Source organism: Tolypothrix campylonemoides VB511288_2, assembly GCF_045999855.1.
GTDB classification, from domain to species: domain Bacteria; phylum Cyanobacteriota; class Cyanobacteriia; order Cyanobacteriales; family Nostocaceae; genus Scytonema; species Scytonema bouteillei_A.
This window is the reverse complement of the sequence record NZ_JBFPMW010000011.1, coordinates 63,136-88,253: the sequence shown is the minus strand read 5'-3', so window position 1 is coordinate 88,253 and position 25,118 is coordinate 63,136. Positions and strand designations below refer to the sequence as shown.

At 42.2% G+C, this 25,118-nt stretch carries 20 protein-coding genes; 11 read left to right on the top strand and 9 right to left on the bottom strand.

Annotation, left to right across the window (positions count from 1 at the left end; all coding sequences use genetic code 11):
• Positions 1-347 precede the first annotated feature (347 nt).
• The 5 genes from apcB to AB0756_RS27850 all read left to right on the top strand — a co-directional run bounded on the left by apcB (position 348) and on the right by AB0756_RS27850 (position 6,245).
• Positions 348-857, top strand: coding sequence for an allophycocyanin subunit beta (gene apcB, locus AB0756_RS27870; protein ID WP_038072608.1), 510 nt, complete (start codon positions 348-350; stop codon positions 855-857).
• A gap of 96 nt (positions 858-953) precedes the next feature.
• Positions 954-1,787: a TlyA family RNA methyltransferase gene (locus tag AB0756_RS27865; protein WP_038072610.1), complete on the top strand. Its 834-nt coding sequence runs from the start codon at positions 954-956 to the stop codon at positions 1,785-1,787.
• Positions 1,788-1,918: 131 nt separating this feature from the next.
• Positions 1,919-2,131 (top strand): hypothetical protein, encoded by a 213-nt coding sequence (locus AB0756_RS27860; protein WP_038072556.1) that lies wholly within the window; start codon positions 1,919-1,921, stop codon positions 2,129-2,131.
• Positions 2,132-2,319: 188 nt separating this feature from the next.
• The gene (locus AB0756_RS27855) at positions 2,320-4,806 is read left to right on the top strand and encodes a PAS domain-containing hybrid sensor histidine kinase/response regulator (protein ID WP_050045679.1); all 2,487 of its coding nucleotides are present in this window, start codon (positions 2,320-2,322) and stop codon (positions 4,804-4,806) included.
• A gap of 92 nt (positions 4,807-4,898) precedes the next feature.
• Positions 4,899-6,245, top strand: coding sequence for a cytochrome P450 (locus tag AB0756_RS27850; RefSeq protein WP_038072558.1), 1,347 nt, complete (start codon positions 4,899-4,901; stop codon positions 6,243-6,245).
• Positions 6,246-6,282: 37 nt separating this feature from the next.
• Here the strand turns inward: AB0756_RS27850 and AB0756_RS27845 are convergent, their stop codons facing one another.
• Positions 6,283-7,641, bottom strand: a complete 1,359-nt coding sequence (locus AB0756_RS27845; protein WP_038072560.1) for a GTP-binding protein — start codon at positions 7,639-7,641, stop codon at positions 6,283-6,285.
• Between the two features lie 321 nt (positions 7,642-7,962).
• Positions 7,963-8,325 carry a hypothetical protein gene (locus AB0756_RS27840; RefSeq protein WP_038072613.1) on the bottom strand — a complete coding sequence of 121 codons (363 nt, stop codon included), beginning with the start codon at positions 8,323-8,325 and terminating at the stop codon, positions 7,963-7,965.
• Positions 8,326-8,587: 262 nt separating this feature from the next.
• On the opposite strand from AB0756_RS27840, the gene AB0756_RS27835 reads away from it, so the two are divergent.
• Positions 8,588-8,962: a hypothetical protein gene (locus tag AB0756_RS27835; RefSeq protein ID WP_038072562.1), complete on the top strand. Its 375-nt coding sequence runs from the start codon at positions 8,588-8,590 to the stop codon at positions 8,960-8,962.
• A gap of 289 nt (positions 8,963-9,251) precedes the next feature.
• Here the strand turns inward: AB0756_RS27835 and AB0756_RS27830 are convergent, their stop codons facing one another.
• The 3 genes from AB0756_RS27830 to AB0756_RS27820 form a co-directional block, all read right to left on the bottom strand.
• A complete protein-coding gene (locus AB0756_RS27830) occupies positions 9,252-9,443 on the bottom strand; it encodes a hypothetical protein (protein ID WP_072040740.1) in 192 nt (63 codons plus the stop codon).
• A 118-nt stretch (positions 9,444-9,561) separates the two neighbouring features.
• Positions 9,562-10,641: a glycosyltransferase family 4 protein gene (locus AB0756_RS27825; protein WP_038072564.1), complete on the bottom strand. Its 1,080-nt coding sequence runs from the start codon at positions 10,639-10,641 to the stop codon at positions 9,562-9,564.
• A 423-nt stretch (positions 10,642-11,064) separates the two neighbouring features.
• Complete coding sequence (locus tag AB0756_RS27820; RefSeq protein ID WP_038072565.1) at positions 11,065-12,060, bottom strand: metal ABC transporter substrate-binding protein; 996 nt, start codon at positions 12,058-12,060, stop codon at positions 11,065-11,067.
• Positions 12,061-12,149: 89 nt separating this feature from the next.
• Here AB0756_RS27820 and AB0756_RS27815 point away from each other — a divergent pair, with 89 nt between their 5' ends.
• Entirely contained in the window at positions 12,150-13,010 is an 861-nt protein-coding gene (locus AB0756_RS27815) for a metal ABC transporter ATP-binding protein (protein WP_082051688.1), read from the top strand.
• An 81-nt stretch (positions 13,011-13,091) separates the two neighbouring features.
• Positions 13,092-13,955, top strand: a complete 864-nt coding sequence (locus AB0756_RS27810) for a metal ABC transporter permease (RefSeq protein ID WP_038072567.1) — start codon at positions 13,092-13,094, stop codon at positions 13,953-13,955.
• Between the two features lie 106 nt (positions 13,956-14,061).
• On the opposite strand, the gene AB0756_RS27805 is transcribed toward AB0756_RS27810, so the two are convergent.
• The 4 genes from AB0756_RS27805 to AB0756_RS27790 all read right to left on the bottom strand — a co-directional run bounded on the left by AB0756_RS27805 (position 14,062) and on the right by AB0756_RS27790 (position 22,197).
• Positions 14,062-14,796 carry a choice-of-anchor E domain-containing protein gene (locus tag AB0756_RS27805; RefSeq protein WP_050045680.1) on the bottom strand — a complete coding sequence of 245 codons (735 nt, stop codon included), beginning with the start codon at positions 14,794-14,796 and terminating at the stop codon, positions 14,062-14,064.
• 161 nt (positions 14,797-14,957) lie between these two features.
• Positions 14,958-19,754, bottom strand: coding sequence for a WD40 domain-containing protein (locus AB0756_RS27800; RefSeq protein WP_038075166.1), 4,797 nt, complete (start codon positions 19,752-19,754; stop codon positions 14,958-14,960).
• Positions 19,751-21,121 (bottom strand): ATP-binding protein, encoded by a 1,371-nt coding sequence (locus AB0756_RS27795; protein ID WP_038075169.1) that lies wholly within the window; start codon positions 21,119-21,121, stop codon positions 19,751-19,753. Before AB0756_RS27795 ends, AB0756_RS27800 begins: the two co-directional genes overlap by 4 nt.
• A 182-nt stretch (positions 21,122-21,303) precedes the next feature.
• The gene (locus tag AB0756_RS27790; protein ID WP_038075172.1) at positions 21,304-22,197 is read right to left on the bottom strand and encodes a bile acid:sodium symporter family protein; all 894 of its coding nucleotides are present in this window, start codon (positions 22,195-22,197) and stop codon (positions 21,304-21,306) included.
• Between the two features lie 133 nt (positions 22,198-22,330).
• On the opposite strand from AB0756_RS27790, the gene AB0756_RS27785 reads away from it, so the two are divergent.
• The 3 genes from AB0756_RS27785 to AB0756_RS27775 all read left to right on the top strand — a co-directional run bounded on the left by AB0756_RS27785 (position 22,331) and on the right by AB0756_RS27775 (position 25,054).
• A complete protein-coding gene (locus AB0756_RS27785) occupies positions 22,331-23,125 on the top strand; it encodes an HAD family hydrolase (protein ID WP_038075175.1) in 795 nt (264 codons plus the stop codon).
• 87 nt (positions 23,126-23,212) lie between these two features.
• A complete protein-coding gene (locus AB0756_RS27780; protein WP_050045681.1) occupies positions 23,213-24,412 on the top strand; it encodes a DNA double-strand break repair nuclease NurA in 1,200 nt (399 codons plus the stop codon).
• Positions 24,413-24,442: 30 nt separating this feature from the next.
• Positions 24,443-25,054, top strand: coding sequence for a Uma2 family endonuclease (locus AB0756_RS27775; protein ID WP_038075177.1), 612 nt, complete (start codon positions 24,443-24,445; stop codon positions 25,052-25,054).
• Positions 25,055-25,118 lie beyond the last annotated feature (64 nt).

The following is a 25,118-nucleotide window of genomic DNA, read 5'->3' as shown; positions in this document are numbered from 1 at the left end:
ACATTAGTGGATTTTGTATTTTTTACTACAAAATGCCATTAAGAAGCATGACATTTAACTTTTATTTAAATAATGGGAATTGAGGATTGGGGATTGGGTAGACAAGGAAGATTTCTATTCTCTCTCCCCTGTCCGCCTTGTCCGCCTTATCCGCCTTATCCCTCCACTCCCCATCCCCTCTATTAAAAAAGTTCACCCCGCAGGGGGCAACTTTGACATAGAATCCATAAATAGCGCACAGATTTTGTGCAGGGGCTTCTTTTAATAAGTGGCGCAAAAAGATACCGATTGCGAACAGCAATCAGATAAATATCAAACCATAATAGGATTGATTGGGAGAAAAAGGAATGCGGGATGCAGTAACTAGCTTAATTAAAAATTATGACGTTGCTGGACGGTATTTTGACCGGAATGCCATAGACAACCTCAAGTCGTATTTTGAAAGTGGAACAGCACGGGTTCAAGCTGCTGCGTCTATCAACTCAAATGCGGCGTCCATTGTCAAGCAGGCTGGTTCTAAATTATTTGAAGAACAACCTGAGTTGATTCGTCCGGGTGGAAACGCTTACACAACTCGGCGTTATGCGGCTTGTCTTCGTGACATGGATTACTACCTGCGCTATGCTACCTATGCTCTCGTTGCTGGTAGTATGGATGTACTAGATGAGCGCGTTTTACAAGGATTGCGGGAAACTTACAATTCCTTGGGCGTTCCCATCGGTCCTACTGTTCGCGGTATCCAGATTATGAAGGATATTGTGAAGGAGCAAGTGGCTGCAACAGGTGTGAGTGATACTACCTTTTTAGATGAGCCATTTGACTACATGACTCGAGAGTTGAGCGAAAAAGATATCTAAATGTTAGTGGTTAGTCGTTAGTAGTTAGTCGTTAGTAGCTGTAACATCAACCACTAACACCTAACCACTAACACCTAACCACTTATTATGACCAAATTGGTTAAGCAAAGACTTGATGTTTTATTGGTAGAACGTTCTTTGTGTTCGTCTCGTGCTTTAGCTCAACGCCTCATTCAAGCAGGGGAAGTTTTGGTCAATAGTGTTGTTGTTGACAAAGCTGGTACGGAAGTTGATGTTTCTGCTCAAATTCAGATAAAAGAGCGATCGCGTTTTGTTTCTCGAGGCGGAGAAAAGTTAGCTAAGGCAATAGAATTATTTGCCATTCCTGTAGAAGGACGGATTTGTTTGGATGGTGGCATTTCTACAGGGGGTTTTACTGATTGTTTGCTGCAAGCAGGCGCAAAACGAGTTTATGGGGTTGATGTTGGCTACGGACAAGTTGATTGGCGCTTGCGAAATGATTCCCGAGTGATTTTGAAGGAACGTACAAATTTACGGTATTTGACAAAAGATGAGTTATATGGTGATGAGTCGGTTGCTGATTTGGCAGTTTTGGATGTGTCGTTTATTTCGTTAACCAAAATTTTGGCTGCTCTGTGGCACTTACTGCAAGACCCCCGTGAAATCGTTTTGTTGGTCAAGCCTCAGTTTGAGGTGGGAAAAGACCGTGTTGGGAAAAAGGGTGTTGTGCGCGACCCTAAAGACCAAGCAAACGCTATATTTCAAGTGCTGCAAACAGCGCAGGAGTTGGGATGGCAATACAAAGGTTTAACTTGGTCGCCAATTACCGGTCCTGCAGGAAATATTGAGTACTTGTTGTGGTTGGGAATGGAAAGTGAAGCACAACCACTAGATCTAAATGCGATCGCCCAAATGACTTGCTTGGCACAAAAAGCAGTCACCATTCAGAAGGCAGAAGGCAGAGGGTAGAGGGCAGAAGGAAGTGACTCTCTATAATTTTCTTTTTGTAAATTTTATTTTTCTCTACTGAGAAAAAGCTTTACACTAATTTTGTAAACTTGGAAACAAATTTACAATTCTCTAGTATTAGAAAAAACATTATGAATACCGAAGATAGAGCACGGGAATTAATGGCACAGCAACGCCATCATGAAGAAAATTTACAAGATGCCATGCGAAATCGTACTGAAGCAGAAGTTCACGATTTTCCGGCGGAAACTGCTACCCAAGAAGAGGCGAGAGAATTACTAGCACAGCAACGCCATTATGAGGAACACTTGCAGGAGACTATGCGAAATCGGGCAGAATCTTAAGTAAAACTTGCGTCTAACTCAGAAAAAATTTGCCTCAGGTTATGGGTATCGTTTCTAACTGTGTTACAAAAGGATAAGCGAGCAAGCAACTTTTTCACCTTTGACAATGGCAAAACTGAGTAGCATATTGCACCACAGGAAAGATTGTATCAAGAGCCTTGTATGCTTCTCCATGAGGAGTGCTTGAGATGGGGCAAAAGCAAATCAAGTTTCTTGGCAGTCCATTCACTGGTGACGGACAGATGGGTGTTTTGATGCGTCAGTTTGACTGGGCAAACACTGTGCTTGGTCCTGTCAAACATTGGTCTCAAAGCTTACGTACAGCTGTTAGTATTTTGCTCAACTGTCCGCATCCCATGTTTGTTTGTTGGGGACGTGAGTTTATTATTCTTTACAATGATGCGTATGTTCCATTAATTGCAAATAAGCATCCTCACGCACTCGGTCAAAAAATTCCTCACGTTCTACCAGAACTTTGGTCTGTCATGAGACCGATAGTTCAAGAAATCACGAACACCAGAGAGCCCGTGTCTTCTCAAGAAATACAATTGTTTGCAGACCTCAAGGGCTATTTAGAGGAGATTTACGTGACTTTCTCCTGCAATCCTATCTGTCATGAAAGCGGTGATATAGAAGGTATTTTTGTTAATTGTACGGCAATAACCCCAACAGCGATCGCTCAAAATGGTACCGGCTTTCTTCTAAAAGAAATCAGAGAATGCGCTCCCTTGACGCTATGCGATCGCAAGCCAATCGAAACATTGTCGCTTGACAGTGAAGAGCGATTGCGATTGGCGCTCGAAGGAGCAGATTTGGGAATGTGGGATTATGACTTGATAACAGGACAATTGCTCTGGTCAAATCGCTGTAAAGCCATGTTTGGGTTAAATCTTGACACCAAGATGAGCTATGAGGTGTTCATTAATACCATACATCCACAGGATCGCCTACGGGTGGAGCAAGCTATACAGCAAGCTATTACAGGACAAAGCAAATACAACGTTGAGTGTCGTGTTCTTTGGGCAGATGGAAACGCTCATTGGCTTGCATTTCGGGGACATGCTTACCAAGATGAGAATGGCACTCCGGTTCGCATGGCTGGCGTGGTGTTAAATATTACTGCACGAAAATCTGTAGAGCAACAACTATACCAAAGTCAAGCGCATTTAGCAATGGCTCAACGGGTCGCCCAAGTAGGGAGTTGGGAGTTTGATATAGAGACACAGAAAGTAAGTTGGTCAGAAATTACGTTTCTCCATTGGGGAATTGACCCAGAGCGAGGCGAACCAACTTACCTCGAACTACTCGAAAGAGTTTATCCTGAAGATCGCGAAATTTTGCAAAAATCAGTTGAACGAGCCATTGTTGAAGGTGTTGCTTATGCTTTTGATATGAGGATTTTCCTAAATGATGGTTCGATTCGATATCTCGATTCCCGTGGAGAACCGATATTTAACGAGAAAGGACAAGCAATCAAACTGATTGGAACATCACTCGATATTACCGAGCGCAAACAGACTGAGTTAGCTTTGCAACAGGCAAAAGAAGCAGCAGAAACAGCGAGTCAGCTTAAGGATGAATTCCTAACTATACTCTCTCACGAACTCCGTTCTCCACTCAATCCAATACTAGCTTGGTCCCAGGTTTTGCGATCGCGGAAGTTGAATGAAGCAACCACGGAGCGAGCCTTGGAGACAATTGAACGGAATGCCAAATTACAGACTCAACTTATTGACGATTTACTAGATATGTCTCGTATTCTTCAAGGTAAGTTGAACTTAAATATTAAACCAGTAAACTTAGTTTTTATTATTAAAAACACGGTTGAATTGATTCGTCAGCTTGCTGAAGCTAAAGGCATTCAAATTCAAACTGTATTGGACTTGAAAACTTGTCAAATTGAGGGAGACTCAACCCGGTTACAACAAATTATTTGGAATTTGCTTTCAAATGCCATCAAATTCACACCTGAAGGAGGACAGGTTACGGTTAACTTAGAATATTTAGACTCTTATGCCCAAATTCAAGTCCGCGATACAGGACAAGGTATCAGCCCCGAATTTCTCCCTCACGTTTTTGAACGCTTCCGTCAAGAAAGTACCTCTACAACCAGAAAATATAGTGGATTGGGACTTGGATTGTCCATTGTTCGCCATTTAACAAAACTACACGGCGGTTCCGTACAAGCAGAAAGCCCAGGACTCGGTTTGGGAGCAACATTTACAGTCGAGTTACCCTTGATAGTGACCGATTCCAAAGAAACTGCCAAGGAAGAACAAATTAAGACACAAATGAATTTTAACGGTCTGCGTGTTTTGATTGTTGATGATGAAGTCGATTTACGGGAACTGATAGCCGAGTTATTGGAGGATTTAGGAGCTACTGTCACTGTCGCATCATCAGCACCCGAAGCGCTGAGAGTGTTCGAGCAACAAACACCAGATCTCCTGCTTTCTGATATTGGTATGCCTGAGATGGATGGGTATATGCTAATACGTCAGATCAGACTTTTGCCATCAGAACGGGGAGGAAAAATACCAGCCATTGCTCTGACTGCTTACGCTGAAGATTGCAACCGGGAGAAAGCGATCGCAGCAGGATTTCAAATGCATATTGCCAAGCCAGTAGAATTACGCGTATTGCTTGAAGCAATTGCAACTTTAGTAGGGCGATAGTTGTCAGGAAATGAAAAATGGCTCAAGTGCCTTCTTCAAAACTCAAAAAAATTTGTTTTACTACAGTTAAGTGATAGCAATAATGAAGTGCCATGTTGAGTCAATTACCAAACCGCATCACCAGTTCCTCTTGGTGGCAACTTATGAATTGGATTGCCGATCCACTCGGATTTCAGGACAGATACAGCCAGAAATATGGAGATATTTTTACCATGGAGCTCGGTGGGCTCGGAAGCTATGTCCTCGTTGGTAATCCCCAAGTAATTCAAGAGATTTTTAATCAAGATAGCAAAAATTTTGATGTGGGACGTGGAAACGCACTCGCAAAACCTATTATCGGGAAAAACTCTTTGATGTTGTTCGACGGCGATCGCCATCGACGAGAACGAAAATTATTAATGCCTCCCTTTCATGGGGAACGCTTACCAATTTACGCCAAGCAAATTTGCCACTTGACAGAACAGGTTGCGAGCCAGTGGCTTGTCGGTCAGGCTTTTGTCGCTCGGACTGCCATGCAAAAGATTAGTCTGGAGGTGATATTGCAAATCGTCTTTGGTTTGAGCGAAGGGGAACGCTATCAACAACTTAAACCCCTACTGACTGATTGGCTCAATATGACCGATTCTCCGCTCCGCTCCAGCATGCTATTTTTACGGTTCTTACAACAAGATTGGGGAACTTGGACTCCTTGGGGACGCATGAAATTGCGACAGCGCCAAGTTCACGACCTACTGATTGCAGAAATTGAGGAAAGAAGAACGCAGGGAAATTCAGGGCGTGGCGATATTCTCAGCCTGATGATGGCAGCACGGGACGACCAAGGTCAACCAATGAGCAATGAAGAATTGCAAGATGAACTGCTAACAATTTTATTTGCCGGACACGAAACAACTGCCACAACACTTGCTTGGGCTTTCTATCAAATTCACCAACATCCAAACGTTCTGGAAAAATTGCTACAGGAACTAGACAGTTTGGGAGAAAGTTCAAACCCCATGGAAATCGCTCAGCTTCCCTATTTAACTGCGGTGTGTCAGGAAATACTGCGAATGTATCCTGTCCTTCCCGTACTTTTTCCACGCATTGCCAAATCACCTATAAAAATTGGGGGATATCATTTTGATGCTGAGACAACCCTAATGCCAAGTATTTACCTCGTCCATTATCGAGAAGATTTATATCCTAATGCCCGACAGTTTAAACCAGAACGCTTTCTTGAGCGCCAGTATTCTAGGAGTGAATATTTTCCTTTTGGCGGTGGAAGTCGGCACTGTTTGGGATATGCTTTAGCTCAGTTAGAAATGAAACTTGTTATCGCAACGATTTTATCAAAGTATCAACTTGCCAATGCGGACGATAAACCAGTTAAAGTTCAACGTCGCGGATTTACCCTTGCTCCTATAGGTGGGGTTCGGATGGTGATGACTGGAAAACGGTAACCGGGCGAAGAGAGCAGACTTTTTGATTTGGAAGCCGTCATAACTCGCGATTGAGCAAACCTAGCTCCTGTTGCAATCGATACAAGATTGTATTCTGTTCCACTTCCGAGAGAATTTCTTGAATCACCGTACTTGCTCCCAACTGTCCCCAAGAACAGCCTCTTTCCAAGTACACTTGTGCTGCTTTCCCCACAGCGTATGCTCCATAACCGGCAATACCTGCTTGAGCGATCGCCGATCCAGCGTAAGCAGTTACATTTATGGGATTGTCTCCTGAAGCAATAGCAGTTGCACTTTTGCCCAAACCCAAAAGCACGCTACTGCCTATTTCACCTAGCAACAAACCACCAGAACTGAATAAAATTGTTTTTAAAACTTTCCCGGCTTCATAACCCGTCATGGGCAAACCATAAAGGCGTGCGAGCGAGCGAATTAAAGCCAAATCCGCAATAGTTCCACCAAGAATATCTAAAAAGGCAATAGGATTGAGACCAACAGTTAAAGCTTTGTATTTGGTATACCGCCAAATCAGATCTTCTGCTTCTTCCTGACGTAATTTGATGGTTTTTTCTGCGATCGCTTCTTCTGCATCCCGTGCTTGAATCAGTGCATTTAGAGCCAGAAGAGAACGCCCTTCACGGTTGAGGATTTTCAAAATTGTTTCTTTAAGTTCTTCTATTTGTGGTGGTGGAGTTTCCCATTCTTGCGTGACTCTACCATCTGTCCACTCCACGCGAACTTCCATTGGTGCGGGTTCTGCAGCCACCATAACAATTTCATCAGGTTGCAAAGGAGCGTTCTGAAAGCTTCCGCTACCCAACTGTTGCAAATTCTTATAAATCGTTTGTTTGTCTGTATCCGGGTACAAATCTATCTTATTGAAGACCAAAATTAAAGGTTTTTGTGATTGTCTTAATTTGCACAATGCTTGATATTCAGTACGAGTAATATCACCTGAGACAACAAACAAAATCAAATCGGCTTGCTGAGACACTTCCCGTGCCATTTGTGCCCGTAATTCCCCCTCTATTTCATCCAATCCTGGTGTATCAATTAACTCTACTTGTACTTTCCCCCCTGGATTCCAATGTACGGAACGGGGGTATTGTGTTACCCCATTCAAGGGACCTGTTTGCAAAATCTTTTGTCCTAGCAAAGCATTTAGGACTGCTGACTTACCGCGACTAACCAAACCAAAAGCAGCGATGCGAATCACATTGTTGTCCAATTTGTTGAGAGTTGAGGTCAAGATTTCTAACTCTGGTTTTACCAACCCTGCTAATTGCGACTTTGATTGTGACTGTCCGGCTTTACGAAGATGTCCATACCAAGAGAGTGCTTGTCTGAGACTAGCACGAGCGCGATTTAAGTGAGTTTCCTGTTGATTCTTTGACACTGCAATTGGGATTGGCGATTGGGGATTGGCGATTGGGGATTGGCAATGAATTTTTCAGTTCCCACTTTTTACGCACTATTTTTAAGATAGTAGGTAATTAGGTAAGAGAGCAACTCATGGCAGTGAAAGACATATAGGATAGGCAATGACCCAACCCTCTGTTTTCACGACAGTCGCAATGAAAGAATTTCATCACCAATCATGCAAATCCCTCTTTCTCACTCCCTTTTTCAATACAGAGCCTCAATACTTTCATTTACAGGCTCCGCCTGAGGACGAGAAATGCTTGGAAAAGCCTACATTTCTTGACAGAATTTAACTTTATCCTTCTGTAGAAAGTTCTTCTACTTCAAATCTCCACACTATTCCTCTATCTGTAGGACGTTGAATGCAGATTTTGGAATTGTTTGACAGTAGCTTTAAGCGTTCGAGAAATTGGGGAAGAGTTTCGACAATCTGCGGATAACTATCCATGTCATGACAAAGAATTACCAATGTCATAGTTCCGGAGATCGTTTCAACGTACCACTGAGTAAGTGATAGCAAAGCCTGCTGTGTGGAGTCGCAGAGTTCGTAGAAGCGGTTCCTAGAAACTTGTTCTAGGTGCCTGTGCAATAATTCATCAAATAATGTAACCTCGACAGGAGGCATATCATCTGGAGGAAGAAAGGGTAGATCCATCATGAAATCCTTCCAGTATTCATTGAAGTGCAAGATTGAGCTTTTTATCACCTTCGAGTTTTTATCAAATTTAAAACTCCTTGAAGAGGAATGATTGAAAGTTGCTTAGCCCCTAAATGGCACAGTAGCCGTATACTAACTATCAAATCTAAAATTTTCAACTTAATCTGTACGAACGCTTACATTTCACAAATTTAGTTGGTACGCTAGCATAACATAATGAACTATAATATTCTCTATTTTCATAGTTTGAATTGAGAAACCCTTGCTTAAAAGTATTATTTCTATCTCCTTATTTTACTTACTTGTAGCTTGCAATACTAGTACAAATGAGCAACGTTTTCAAAATTGTTCCTATCTTAAAGAAAAGCTAGGCAAAATTGTACTCGATTTTCAGAAGAAGCACGATCGCATCCCCTCTTCGTTTGAAGAAGCACATAAAGATACCCAAGTCATTCTTCCCAATCGCGGGGATGCATTTGGTAATCCCCTAATTTATCGCAAGACGGGAGAAAAATCTTTCTACTTTCTCTCTTATGGAGTCAACGGGAAGTTAGAAAATGGTCAAGGGGATGATTTAAAAGTTACTTATGATAAGCATTGGCAAACTTCATGCGTTGAATTGCGATCGCAATTCTGAGTCGAGCCGCTTTCAATAATTTTGTTTTATAAAAATCGCTTAGTTTATTTAAAAAAAATATTAATGTATTGGAAACAAACAACTATCTCTTACGTCTAACATAAAAAATCCACCATTATTCCCAGATAAAGGAATGATGGAGGATATGCTAGATTCTGCAAAGAAAAAAAGAAATAGAGAATTGGTAGCTGCACTATTGGCGGTAAAATCTTGAGTTTAAAGCATCATTAAAACTAGTTTGGAGGCAAAAAGGTAAAAGACAACTATGTTTTGCTGCACTTTAGTTGTTTTACGTCAAAATCAATTGGGGTGACATTGAGTGCGTTGTATTCCTTCCTTGGCTTAAGAAGTGTGATTGACTAACAGATAGTAAAGGCACTTCTTGCCGACAGGATTGACAAAACCAGTAAACTCCTTGATGACGCACGTGTCGTAACAAAGAATTACCGCAGCAAAGACAACTATGAGTCGTCGTTCTCATCTTGATTCTCCTTGTCACAAAAAGCTTGTAAAGTCTGAAGAAAGAATAGAGTGTAAAGGATAAAGGATGAAATAATTGATTTTTCATGCCAAGCTTCATCCTTTAAATGACAGCTTTATCAAGCAATTGACGTTAATGAAGTTCTAAGAGTTGGAACTCGTCCGTTTCTCTCATTGCGATCCCTGAGGATTTTTTCATAGACCGCTACATAACCGTCCACCATTTGAGTTACGGTAAAGTTATTTTCCACGTGTTCTCGGCAGGTATGGCGATTTAATTCCAAAGCCGCCGGAATCATTGTCGCCATTTCTTCGTAGCTTTGGCAAACAAAACCTGTTTTGCCATGAGCAATAACTTCTGGTACGGAACCCATATCGATCCCAATCACTGGCGTACCAGCTGCCATTGATTCAATCATCACTAAGCCAAAGGGTTCTCGCCAAGTGATAGGAAAGAGAGTAATAGATGCATTGCCCAGAAGCTCTACTTTCGCAGCATGGTTTACCTCACCGAGAAATTCAATCTGCTTACCATCGATCTGCGGGGCAATCTCTTTCTCAAAAAACTCTTTATCTACAACATCAACTTTTCCTGCCATTTTCAAGCGCCAACCAGTTTTCTTTGCTATGGCGATCGCGTGCTGAGGTCCTTTTTCTGGAGAAAAGCGCCCTAAAAAGGCAAGATAGGGTGGCTGCGCTGGTTGAGCTACAAATTGGTAGTCACCTAAATCAATTCCGTTGTATACGGTACTTGCATAGTTTAGGTCTATTTGGCGTTGGGCGTTGCTAATACTAATGTATGGTTGCGTTCTATGAAGAGTATATACTTTGCTGCTGTCACGGGTAAAATTGCCATGCAAGGTATGTACTGTGGGGGTTGACACCATGCTTGCCAAAGGCAAAGCCCAAATTCCTACATGGGAATGGATAATGTCGAATTCCGCCGCTTGTTGGTAAACGTGGCTAGCTTCTAGCATCTCGTACATCATACCCTCTCTGATGTCCGGGTCCAGGCGCAAGGCGCGAGGACAAATTGCGTCTAACTTAGCCAGTGTTTGCGAATCGCCTGAGGCAAACAGAGTCACATCGTGACCCCGACGCACGAGTTCATCGGTTAGACGACTCACTACGAGCTCTATTCCTCCATAAGTAGAAGGTGGAACCCGTTCCCACAAGGGGGCTACTTGAGCGATTTTCATAAATTTCCTTGGTTCAGCTGGTAAAGTGGTCGTTGGACAAGGGTTGAGATACTTTTGCTTTAGGTATTCATTCCTCCTCTTCCTAAGGTTGGAATTAACCGCATACGCCATATACGACGCTTCTTGGTTAATTTAGCACCCTTTATGAGCCACCTCCAAATTGATGCTGACCAGCTAAAGTGCAGCTTCGTGTACTGTATTCTTAAAATTTCACAATCCACATCTATCTTAAGACATATATAATTATATCTTATATATTTCTGGGGATCAACCTATCTTATGAAAAAAACTTTGGGGATCGATTGTGGAGGGTAAGTGTTTGGTGGGTAGTTATTAGTAGCAACCATCACAACCAATTATCAATCCTTCGGTTGCGCCAGTCGCCAGGGCGTGGAAAACTAGCCTGCAGCGCTGGTCTCACTACTAACGACTAACATTTGGTACGCGTTTCCCTCCCAATGCATCCACAACAGTCTCAGTATTTGACTGCATCATTTTGATGTAGGTATCGCCCGGACTTCCTGGCGCACCAATAGAATCGGAATAGAGTTCGCGAGGTGCTAATTTGACCCCTGCTTCTTGAGCAACAGTTTTTATCAAAGCAGGGTTGATTGTTGTTTCTGCAAAGATTGCAGGAACTCCTATCTTTTTCACTTCTTCTACTAGCCGCTTGACTGTTTGTGCGCTGGGTTGTTCCTCAGTACTTATACCAATTAAAGTCCCCGCAATAGGTATTCCATAAGCAGACCCGTAGTATTGAAAAGCATCGTGCGTTGTAACTAGCTTGCGTTTATTTGCTGGGATCGTCTGAATTTGGGCTTTTATCCAACCGTCCAACTGTTTTAACTCCTCCGTCAGTTTTTGCGCGTTCTTGGTAAATTCTTCTTTGTCTTCAAGTGATAGCTCAATCAATGCATCCCGAATGGCATTAGTCATTGCGATCGCATTTTTTACATCACCCCATACATGTGGGTCTGGAACTGTCCCTTTAGATTTTTCTGTTAACTGTAAAGGTTTGACCACCTCACCCACTGCGAACTGACGGGTTTTTCCCGCAGCAGATTTCATAAGTTTGATCAATCCCGGTTCTAAATTGTAGCCGTTATACAAAACCAAATCTGCTTCTTCCATCACCCTGGTATCTTGTGGAACAGGCTCGTATACGTGAGGATCGGTACCCGGTTTGAGGATTCCTATCACCTGAATTTCATCTCCTCCCACTTCCCCCGCAAGATTGGCAATGATGGTACTAGTCGCTACGACCTGAGGCTTATCCTTTTTGGAAGTGTTAGAGGTTGAATTCTGTTGGCTACAACTAAATAAGATACAAGAGAACAGCACACTTAAGCCAATTTTAGGTAAAAAATGTAACTTAGTTCTAACCGGAAGGCTGACCTCTCTCTGAAGTATTAGTTTCATTTATGTCAATTATTATTTCTCTTTATAGAGGTTTTCATTTTTCTTTCATTTTTATAGTAATCTCAAGTAAGCAAGTATTTAAACACAAGATGAAAACTGCCTCTTTTCAACCAGAATTCCCATTATTTAGGAAAAATACGGGTGAAAGGCCCAATCTAGAAACGCACTACGACCCAACTATAGACACAGTGGATAGCGTGTCTTCACAAGGGAGTGATGTAACCGCAGCAATCCATATTTCCCGATTGGGGGTGTACTATCGTGCAACAGAAGCCCTGAGAGATATTAACTGTGTTGTAAAACCGGGGCGACTGACAGGAATTTTTGGTCCTAACGGTGCAGGTAAAAGTACGCTGTTAAAAGCCATGTTGGGGTTGGTTCCGTCCCACGGAAGCGTGCGGTATCAAGAAAAACCTCTCACACAGCAATTGGAGAAAATTGCTTACGTACCCCAACGAAGCCAAATAGATTGGGCGTATCCCGCTACTGTTTGGGATGTCGTAATGATGGGAAGAGTCAAAAAAACAGGATGGTTTCGCCAGTTTTCAACAGTCAGCCGCCAAGTCGCAAAAAGTGCGTTGCAACGTGTGGGTATGAGTGAATATCGCAACCGCCCCATTGGAGAACTTTCTGGAGGACAACAACAGCGAGTCTTTTTAGCCCGTGCTTTAGCGCAAGAAGCAGAAATTTTTTGTTTTGATGAACCTTTTGTAGGTATCGATCAAAAAACTCAGAGAGTGATTTTTGAAGTTTTCCAAGAACTTGCTGCAGCACAAAAAATTATCCTTGTTGTTAACCACGACTTAGGGGAATCTATCACCCATTTTGATGACTTAATTTTATTAAATCAGATATTAATAGCTACAGGTTCCCGACAGCAAGTGTTGACTGAAGAAAATTTGTCCCGCGCCTATAGCGGTCAAGTCATGTTTTGGAAAGATGCAGCGTAATTAAGAAATGTGATAGTGGTTAATGGTTGGTGGTATTTAACCAACAACTAACAACCAACAAATAACAACCAAAGATTAATTATGATTCAAGCCTTAATTGAGCCTTTACAGTATAGTTTTATGCAAAGGTCGCTGATTGTTGCCATTATAGTCGGTTTGTTGTGTGCTATTGTTGGCAGCTACTTAATGGTACAACGATTGGCTTTATTGGGTGATGCTATCAGTCATTCGGTATTACCGGGACTGGCGATTGCTTTTTTGTTGGGAGGTAATATTTTTGTTGGGGCGTTTGTTGCTGGTGTCCTCAGTACTATGGCTATTGCTTTTATTAAAACGCGATCGCCTATCAAAGAAGATGCTGCCATGGGGATAGTTTTTTCGGCGTTTTTTGCCCTAGGAATTACCCTGATTACTGTCATTCAAAAAGATAATAAAATTGACTTGAACCATTTCCTTTTTGGAAATATTCTTGGTGTAACTGTTGAGGAAGTGCGCGATACTTCTATTATTGCAGCTTTAGTTTTACTCGTTATTGTTTTAGTATACAAAGAACTTTTGTTTTATACCTTTGACCCCTTGGGTGCAAAAGCAGCAGGATTACCAGTAAATCGCCTGAATTTTGGACTTATGGTAGTTATTGCTTTAACAATTGTTGCTAGCATGAAAGCTGTAGGTGTCATTCTAGTATTATCGCTTCTGATTACACCAGGAGCTACGGCTTATTTATTAGTAAAACGCTTGCATCAAGTGATGATTTTGGGAGCAGTTATAGGGGTATTTTCTAGTATTACTGGAATGTATCTGAGCTATTTTTATAATTTTCCTTCGGGACCGGCAATTGTGTTGGTTGTATCGGGATTATTTATGTTGGCGTTACTTTTTAGTCCCAGACACGGCATTTTTACTAACATTGGTAAAAGACACCTTTTAGGTGCGGAGAGATAAAACTTAATAATTAAGAAACTGAACTCTACTGTACGCTCATGCGAGTAAAGTTCAGTTGTTTGCCATATTTATGAAAAATCCACGGTAAACCTTGGACTTCAGACAGTTAAGCTTTGCTGAAATTTCTGTTTCTCTTTGACCATAAACCAGCCCCACCAACTAAACCTACACCAAGTAGGAGAGAGGGTTCTGGTACCCTCTTACGGTAGTCATATGTTACTTTGACACTCGCTTTGGCATAGGTATTAACGTAGGATGTGATGTTACCAGATCCCTGGACTGTTGATTTTGCATTAGCTGTGAACAAAAAATCTAAATTGTTATTACCGATAAATGACTGCAAAAAGCTGCTATCTGTGTACGTTTTGGTACCAGAAGCGCTGGTAGTTAGACCCTCTAGTGTCCTTCCAGAAGTGCCAGCAAAATCAAGTATGCCATCAAATTTGGTAACATCATATTTGTAAGATTGTTTCGGATCTAACTCAAAGATGCTCGTACCACCAGTTGTCTGTAACTGAAGCAAACCGGAAAGGTCTACTGTTATTGTACGCGGTTTTGCGTCTCTGCTTTCAAAACCTGCATCTCCTGTAAGGTCACCAACAAAATCAATCTTGACACTATTGAGTATGCCCCAAGATGGTTTAAACTTTTGGATACTCAAAGGAGCCTTGAAGATGTCTGTAACACCGTATCCAGCATAAGGTGCAGCATCATCTACAGATGGTTTGTATTCTGTAGTGAACTCCAGAATATCTGCACGAGCAACTCCGGTAGTTGCTACAATGCTTGTTATTGTGATTGCGAGAGCAGGGGTTAATACAGCTAAAAACTTAGTTTTCATACGTTACAACTTGGAAAAACTGTGTTGCCAATACCTCCTATCTCGTTGTAACTTCGTATTTTTATGTAGTGTATTGATAATGATACGTAATTTGTTGTAAATTTTTCTTCATATTAATTGCTGTAGGTATCTCAGTTTTGATTGCACAAAAGTTGATTCTGTTATTTATTGATACTTTGGTTAGCGATCGAATAGTCGCGCAACCAATCAGAACCTCTTGCTAGTAATTGCTCTAAATTTTCTACCCGCCACAGCTTAGCAGTCCCATCATCTGAAGCAGTCGCAAGATACTGCCCATTGGGGCTAAAACTCACGCAAGTCACTCGGCGCTGGTGCCCTTTAAATTCCGCGAGTTGGTTACCCTGTAAATCCCATATGCGGGCGGTACCATCGCTTGAGCCAGTGGCAAGGGTTTGCCCATCCGGGCTGAAGCAAACGCTGCTGACCCAACCTTGATGTCCTTTGAATTCTGCTAGTTGATTTCCTTGCAAGTCCCACAATCTGGCATTACCATCGCTAGAAGCAGTGGCTAGTTGCTGCCCATTAAGGCTGAAGTTGACGCAGTTGATGCGGCGATGATGTGCTTGAAATTCTCCTAGTTGCTTGCCCTGTAAATTCCATAGTCTAACGATACCATTTTCTGAGGCAGTGGCTAAGTGCTGCCCGTTTGGGCTACAACTTACGCTCCAAACTATACCTCGATTTTCTAATTCTACTAGTTGCTTGCCTAGTAAATTCCATACTCTAGCCGTGCCATCAACAGAAGCAGTGACCAAATATTGACCGTTGGGACTAAAACTCACGCTGTTGACTCGGTGCTGATGTCCTTTGAATTCTACTAACTGGAGTCTTTGTAAGTCCCATAATTTGGCAGTACCGTCAAATGAGCTAGTGGCAAGGTATTGTCCATCCGGGCTAAAACTGACACCTCTGACTCGATCTTTATGTCCCCTAAATTCCTTTAGCTGCTTGCCTTGCAAATTCCACAGTTTAGCCGTACCGTCACCCGAACCCGTGGCAAGATATTGTCCGTTAATATGAAAACTTATACTGTTCACATCCCCTCGATGCCCTCGAAATTCTACTTGTTGTTTGCCCTGCACGTTCCACAGTCTAACGTCAGCTGAAGCGGTGGCAAGGGTTTGTCCATCCGGGCTGAAACTCACACTCCAAACCCAACCATCATTTCCTCGGAATTTCTGCACTTGATAGCCGTGCAAGTTCCAAAGTCTGGCAGTACCATCGCTTGAGCCAGTGGCAAGTGTTTGCCCATCCGGACTGAAACTTACACTTCTGACCTTGCCTTGATGCCCCTTAAATTCTACCAAGCAGTTACCTTGTAAGTCCCAAAGTCGTGCAGTGCGATCGTCTGAGGCAGTAGCAAGGGTTTGTCCATCTCGGCTGAAACAGATGCTGTTGATATGTCTCTGATGTCCCTCCAGTTTTAGCAGTGGCTTACCTTGCAAGTTCCAAAGTAGCGCAGTGCAATCGTTTGAAGCAGTGGCAAGGATTTGCCCATCCGGGCTGAAACAGACGCTATTGACCTTGTGCTGATGCCCCTTAAATTTCACCAATTGGTTGCCCTGTAGGTCCCAAAGTCGGGCAGTATTGTCATCTGAGGCAGTGGCAAGGGTTTGCCCATCCGGGCTGAAACAAACGCTGTTAACACATCTCTCATGCCCTTTGAACTCTGCCAGTTGGCTACCCTGTAAATTCCACAATCTGGCAGTGCGATCGTTTGATGCTGTGGCAAGGTATTGTCCATCCGGGCTGAAACAGACGGTGTTGATATGTCCTTCGTGCCCTTGAAATTCTATTAGTTGGCTACCCTGTAAGTTCCACAGTCGGGCGGTGCGATCGCTTGAGGCACTAGCAAGAGTTTGCCCATCCGGGCTGAAACTCACACTTCTTACCTCGTCCTGATGCCCTTGCAACCGATTCTTTTCTTGGATGTTGTCAAGAATCTGCTGTAAAGCCAGTAGTGGACTCAGTGCGGGATATTTTTCAAAAGATCGACCATCTTGAACTCGTGCTTTCAACTGTTTTCCAGCTTCCATTGCCGTCAGTAAGGCGTCTATCTGAGAAAACTCGAACTTTCGTAAAGCTCTTAATCCTGCTAACTCCAATTCTGTACCGATAAGCGCTTCTTCTCGCGCTGCTTCTGCTTCCTTGAGCTTAATCTGAGCTTCTTGAACTTCTTGCTTGACCTTATCTCGTTCTGCTTCTGAATCAGCTAAATCTTTCCTGACTTGTTGAACTTTTGCTTCCAAACTCTGACGGTGCTGCTCAACCCGTGCTAGCGCCACCTCCGCTTGCTTTCGTTGATCTTCTGCTTTGTGCCGCTGTTTTCTTTCTTTTTCAAGTTCTGCTATTAACTCTTTTAACCTTGGTTCTTGCTGTTGGCGAATCAACGCAGCTAAATAATCATGTACTAACTGATAGCGATCGTCTGGAAGTTCGGGCAACAAAACCACCAAACCGGAATCCACAAAAATCTTTAGCACTAAATCTAATTTGCTTGCTTCTGCAGTAAAATCTGTTACTAATACCTGCAAATCCCGTTCTACTTCAGCACGAGTTTTCAAGGGGCGAGTCCCTTTTTCATCTGTCATCAAGTACAGGACTAACTCAGCAGTTTCCTTATTTTCAGCACCGCAGTCTGACACGACTTGTGCTAAGTAGCGCTTCACTAATTCATTTTTAGGACCGCGATCTCTATACTGAACTAATGTTGTAATGTTCTCCGTTTGCAACTGCGCTCCCACAACTTGTAACTCAATCGGGCGCACTTCTCCTAACTTATCTGCTAAATCCTTTACTAGCTCCTCAATCAAAGCGGGCTCTAAGTGAAAATTAGAGCGATCTGTTAACTGTTCAATAATTGCTGTAGCATCAGCAGGCAAGAAATTTCCTAATGGGTAGAGGACATTTTTGCTAAGAATATCATTGCCGATAATTGCCATGCAAGGCAAACGATTGCACTCCAACAAATAATGCAGGTAATCCTCTCGTAACGAGAGAATAACTTTTACTGGCAGAATTTGAAAACACTCTCCCAAAAACTCAAAAAATTGCCGCCTTTCAGCCACACCATGATAGACGAAGAAGAATTCTTCAAACTGATCGAAAATGAGTACTGTCCGCAGATTGCATGACTCCAGTCTCCGTATTTGTGCCAGGATAGCGGCTGTGGAATCTAAAGAAGTTGTTAGCTGTATCCCTTTTTTTTCCAAAGCTTCTGTTAACAACCGTCCCAACTCTGCAACCCAACTCGTGTAAACGCGCATCAATACAGGTAAAGTATCTTGAATTCCAATAGCTTTTTGTTTGAGTGCTGGTAACAATCCCCCATTCACCAACGAACTTTTCCCTACCCCAGATTCTCCATGAATCGCAATTAGCTTGCAATCATTGCGACCAATTCGCTCGGTTAAACGCCGTACATCTAGCAACCGACCGGACGCTACAATCTCCAGAGCGACAGTCTCTTGAGTTTCTACTTGTCTTAGTGCTAATTCTGCCTGTCTTTGTGGCTGTATTCGACCTGCACCAATAAAGGAGCGGAATCCATATTGCTGCTCAATTGATTGCCTTTCTAGCTTAATTTCAAAGGCTTTAAGATATTCTTGTTGCTTAAAGTATACCTGCTGCAAATGACTGAGAATGTCAAGATACAAACAAGGGTTTTCTTCAGGATCTCCTATCTTTCTTGCTTCTTCTAAATTGCCGATCGCTTTTTCTGTTCGCTCTAAATGTTGTTGCGCTTTTGCTAAAATCAACAAATATCGACTCTTGTCTAATTTATAGACAACACCAGAAATTTCCTGCGATCGCTTCTTAAATGTCAATAAAGCTTCTAGGGCTTTCTTCGCTAACTCACGGGCATCTTCCCAGGCTTCTTGCGCTAGAGCTACTTCAGCTAAAAAACCGTAATCCCTTGCTAATTCAATTGGTTTGTCTTGAGCTTGGTGATGCTGCAAAGCTTTTTGAGCCAGAGTTTGCAACTGGTGCCAATTCTGCAAATCTCGAAGCATATCTCCGAATTTTAGAATTGAACTTGCACTTAAATCTATATTATCAATTTGTTCAAATATTTTAAAGCATTGCTGAATATAATGCCTAGTTGCTTGCAGATCGGGATGATTTTTTTCGCGATACCGAGGAGTTTTTACAAAATAGCAGAAGGCAATATCAATCAGCAGTTTTACTTGTTTGTTCAATTGGTGATTTTGCTGCCAAAGTTCTAATCCTTTTTGATAATGCTTGAGGGCTAGAGCGATTTTGCCATCAGTATATTCGGCTTCACCAAGTAAAGATTCTAAACTTGCTCTCAGTTCTAGGTCTAAGACTTGTTGGCGATTTTGTAAAATATGACAAGCTAGTTTTATTTCCCGACGAGCTTCTAAATTTAGGGTTAAATTACCCTCAAAGAATTGCTCGGAGGTTTTCTTTAAAAAGTCAACCAATTCCTCAGTAGCGATCGCAAACTCTGTACTTATTGCCCAACTCTCAAAATCAGGTGCTACCCGTATCAGTTTATTAAAGACCTCATCATCGATCCAAAGAACCAGTGGAAAATGAAAACTCTTCCGAAACTCCTCCCGCACTTGATTGGTTGCACTCAACAGATCTTCGAGATCGGTCACTGATTCCAAGCCTAATACCATTAAGACATCTGGCTGTTCTTGACCAAATTCCTTGTGAATCCTCGCGTAGAGGGTTTTTTCAGATTCCTGCAGTTCCAAGATACGGATTTCCACGTTCGTAAGTTCTTGCAACCGCTCGATCAAACGCACGCGCAAGCGAGCATAATTACACCTAGCTAAAAACAGCTTGAACCGACCCACAGAAGCGTCAATTCCCCATGCTAATTCTTCTAACGCACTCTCGTTGTCAGCAGAAACATCAATGGCATTTTCTTCCCATGCATTGCTATCAAGTCGGTGCAGGTCACTCATAGGCGCAGCTCTTTCGCCTCTGCTAAAATCGGGTTGACATCAAACCAAGACTCTCCGCGATCGCGATATTCAAACACCAACCGACTCCGGATTAGCGTTTGATATCCCCGGTCACCACTGACTTTTTTCCGTTGCTGGACTTGACGCAGTAATTGCCACTCTACGTCAGAGATGGGCATTGTCATTTCATTCCGACGGGCACGAATCACCTCTTCTAAAACTTCACCAGATAGAGGGAGTTTTCGTTCCTTTTTGATCCAAGTATTGAGCAATCTGAGCAAATCGCGGACGTGTCCTCCACTAACATAGCACAGGCGGTCTAAGGTTTCGGCACTCTCGAAAATTTCAGTAATCTTGTTTAGGCGTTGGTTCTCATCCAAATTGGGAAAGGCTCTAGCAAGCACCATTTGTCGCAGCAGTACCATTCCCACTTCATATTTAAGACCATCCGGTAACTGTACGGGGACCATGGGTAGCACTTTGGGTTCTTCTAAAAAGCGCTGAGTCAGATTGCCATAGTCGCTAGAAAATTTTAGTGCTAGTGGCATTGTATAAACTAGATGACAATTCAATTTGGTCAGACACTCAGCTTGATCGACAAAGAGGTATTCCTGTTGAGGACGCCCCCAAGATTTCTGGCGACTATCAATGCGATCGAGATTATCAACAATCACTACCAGCCCTTTTTTACCCTGCTGCTTCAGCATGGCGATCGCGGGTTCTAGGAGTTCTTGATTAATTGCTTCCAACAGCTGAGTTTTCTGGGGTCCGAGATACTGGTTAAGCCGTTCTCGCAATGTCGCATCATTTTTGACTCGGGTCGTAATTTCACCAATGCCAAAAGCAATAGAAACCTTTTGGTTTTCTGAGGTGTAACCAATATCGCCAATTTTGGGAAGCCCTGAAATTTCTGGAGGCTTCAATTTAAAGCCCGTTACTTCAACATTTAAAATTTTCCACGCTCCTTGTAGCAAATCCTTGAGCCTGTTGGGTTCTTTCTGCAAGAGATTTTCCAAGCTTTGACTGACGCGATGCGCGATCGCTAGCAAAACATCTCCAATATCTACATCTGCCATTTCCAAGTCTTCACTGGACTCAAAATAAACTACATGAAAGCTTTCCTGTTCTAGTTCTGTCTTGAGTCGTAATAACTCTGTAGATTTGCCACAACCAATATGCCCGGTAAATAGGACACAGGTAGGGTCATTGGGTGAGAAAAATGTAATATTATCTTTCAGTTCTTCTATAATCTGACCGCCTCGAACTGAGGAAAAATCAATATAATACTTTCTGTCTTCAGGATTTTCGACAAATAAGGTTTTTCCAGGGTCAGTTGCCTGAAAAAATTTTCGTAAATCTACTGTCATGCTAGTTCACTATCAGTTAATCTTCTCAAGCCATCTTAATAAAGATACGCTTAGACAAGTAGATTTTACGGAAATTATTTTAACTCTACATAGCAATCCTATCTAATTTGTAAAAATTTGAGTGTCCGGATCCCCGGCTTCTCACAGAAATCGGAGATATAACCGTTGTTAAATTTACGAACTTAAGCGCTCTCTAGAGATTTCTTTTTATGATGAGCTGCAGCTAATTGTCTGCCGTAGCTAATAGCAATTAATCCTGTTATATTCATAAATAAGCTGTAAATTACAGCTGGTACTGCCATATCAGGATTGTTGAGGATTCCGGCAGTAATTGCGATCGCGAGTGTAGCATTTTGAATCCCCACTTCAATTGCGATGCAGATTTGCTGAGGAAGATTGAGTTGGAACAATTTACTGAAATAAAATCCTACAAACATTGAGAGAACATTTAACAGTAAGACGCCAACTCCAACTTGAAGAATAAAACCAGGAAGACGGTTCCATTCGCGAACAATTAGCAAGAGAATAATTACAGCAAGTAATGCAACTGCAAAGCGACTAGTCACTTTTTCCAAGCGATGAGCAAGTTCTGGAAATATCTGCCGCACACCCATTCCCAAACCGATAGGAAGGAGCGTAATTAGAAAAATTTGTAGTATTGTTGAACCAATGGGTAAGGAGATTGCTGCCGTTTGTCCAAGGAAATGCTGAAGTGCAAAGTTTGCCAACACCGGAATTGTGAATACTGCGATCAGACTGCTAAAAGCCGTCAGAGTGACTGAGAGTGCAACATCACCTAAAGCGAGGAATGTTATTAAATTTGAGGACGGTCCACCAGGACAAATTGCCACTATCATTAATCCCACTGCAATTATAGGTTGCATGGGTACAATTTTAGCAACGATAAAACCAATAACAGGTAAAAAAACTAACTGACTTATTAAGCCAATTAAGACTGCTTTGGGATACTTCCTAACACGTTGAAAATCTTTTGGTACGAGAGATAAACCCATCCCCAACATCATGATAGCTAAGGCTAGGGGTAAAATAACAGCAGTAAACAAGTTTGCTTCCATAGTCTTCCTTGTATGAATGACAAGCTGATTTTACGGAGATCATCTTACTATCTCATGGGCTATATCTCTATAACTCCCAATATTTTTGAGAAGTCGAGTAAGCTAACAGTAGCAGTCTAATCCTCAAAAAATCATGGCAAATAGTCCGACAATTCTAGCTCTAGACTTTGATGGTGTCATTTGCGACGGACTGATTGAGTACTTTGAGGTATCTTGGCATACCTATTGTCAAGTTTGGTTACCTGACGATCGAACTCCACCTGGTGATTTGGCTTCCAAGTTTTACCGCCTCAGACCGGTGATTGAAACGGGTTGGGAAATGCCTGTACTCGTCAAAGCGCTCGTTGAAGGAATCGCCGAAGAAAAGATTCTTCAGGATTGGAGCGCGATCGCAAAACAAATTTTACAAGCAGGTAATTTCCAACCATCTGATATTGGTAGTAAACTAGACAAATATCGTGATGAATGGATTGCTACCGATTTAGATGGTTGGTTAAGTCGGCACAAGTTTTATCCAGGAGTCATTGAAAAACTGGAAGCGACAATCTCAAGCTCGATTAAATTATATATCGTCACTACGAAAGAAGGTCGTTTCGCACAACAACTGCTAGCGCAGCAAGGGGTTGAACTACCAAAAGAAGTTATTTTTGGTAAAGAAGTGAAGCGTCCTAAGTATGAAATTTTGCGAGAATTAATTCAAGCAGAAAAGATTGCGCCAGAAAGTTTGTGGTTCGTAGAAGATCGATTGAAAACTTTACAATTAGTCAAACAGCAAGCAGATTTGGAGGCAGTTAAACTCTTTTTTGCAGACTGGGGCTACAATACGGCTGTAGAAAAAGTAACTGCTAAAAACGATCCTCGAATTCATTTGCTGTCACTCGCTCAGTTTGCTCGAGATTTTTCTGATTGGTTGGTGGTTAATGCTTAATAGTTAGTGGTACTTTTTTACTACTAACCCTAATCGTGTAAGGGCGCAAGGCTGTGCGCCCCTACTAACAACTAACAACTAATCACCATGCTAGATCTCACCAAACTGACATTACAAATGCAAGGTTTGAGCCAGCACTTAACTCAAGAAGCGGCTGCAAGTCGTTATCGTTTGGAACTGGCTCAAAAACACCTTCAAGATGCACTGACCTCTCAGTTAGAGTTAGTACAGCAACAAGAAAAGTGGCGCGATCGCATTTTGTTTGCCAATGCGACTCCCGTAGAACCACTGAATACCTGTATTGAGATCCAAACTCCCCCTAAAATTCACACGGTTATTGCCACTGATGGTTCCCAAATAGCACCCAGCCATCATGAAATAGCGTATTGCTATCTCCTCAATATAGGAAGAGTTGTTTTGCATTACGGACAAAACCGTCATCCACTTTTAGATAGCTTACCTGAGATCTTCTATAGACCGGAGGATTTATACACCTCCCGTCAATGGGGTATTCGTACTGAAGAGTGGATGAGTTTCCGACGGACTGCTAGCGAAACTACTGTACTAGCAGAACTAGCTTGCAGTTCCACAGGAGGACACCGAGATAAGGAAATAGAAGAAATCCCAACACTGGCGATGGTGGATGGGTCTTTAATTTACTGGTTTTTGGAACAGTTGCCTTTTGATGCACGCAATCAAATATTACCTCCCATCTTAGAAGCTTGGCAAAAACTGCGTGAGGCAAAAATTCCCTTAATGGGCTATCTCAGCGCCTCCCGAAATGTGGAAGGGATAAATTTTTTACGTCTTTTAGCTTGTCCCCACCCAGTACCCGATTGTGCTAGTTTTTGCCCCAATCAACTCGATAAAGTTCCGTGTAAAATTTTTGAGCCCCTGCGAGACACAGCTCTTTGGTCAACTCAACTCAAACCCGGACAGCGAGGACCTTTATGGCGCAGCAATGCTCGTATTCTTGACTTATATGAAGACCAACAAATTTACTTTTGTTATATCCATGTAGGTGCTGAAATTGCTCGGATAGAAGTACCATCATGGGTGGCTCAAGACAAAAATATGTTCGATCGCTCCTTGGGGCTAATGCTCGGACAAGTACAGAAAGGGTATGGTTATCCTGTGGCGATAGCTGAAGCGCACAATCAAGCTGTGGTGAAAGGTGGGGATAAAGCAAGGTTCTTTTCCCTTCTAGAACGACAAATGATTAGGGCGGGTTTAAAAAATGTAGGAACTTCTTACAAAGAAGCAAGAAAGCGGGGAAGTATAGCATAATTAGCAAGAGCATCAGGAGGAAAAGAGTGCATGCCACAGGAAAAACGCTATTATACCCGTGATGAGTATTTAGCCATTGACCAAACAACCGGCTACAAAAGTGAGTATCTAGATGGAGAAATAGTGCCGATGATGGGAATTACAACCGAACACAATCAGATTACCGGAAATATTTATGCTTACCTAAAATTTGGTCTTAAAGGAAAAAATTACCGCGTGTATTTCAGTAATGTCCGCTTGTGGATACCGCGTTACAATCAATATACGTATCCAGATGTCATGGTCATTGATGGAGAACCGTTTTATGAGGGTACAGATAATACAACAGTGACCAATCCCTTATTAATTGTTCAAGTTTCATCAAGAGCCACAACCAATCATACTGACTCAGATAGATTTCGCTTTTATCGGTCAATTCCTGAATTCCGAGAATATGTCTCAATTGACCAAAATAGTTGTTATGCAGAACAATATACTAAAAACTCAAAAGGAAATTGGATACTCACTGAATACGATACTGTTAATTCTTTGTTAACATTTGATTCCATTGATTTTCAACTTTCTTTTACTGATATTTATGAGTTGGTGAATCTCCCTAATATGACTTTAAGTGAAGGTGCAAGGATTGACTATGGCTTTTAGAGGATGTTTGAAAACTATCAGCCTTATAGAAGGATCTACTATATAAACAAAGTCCGCACAGGCG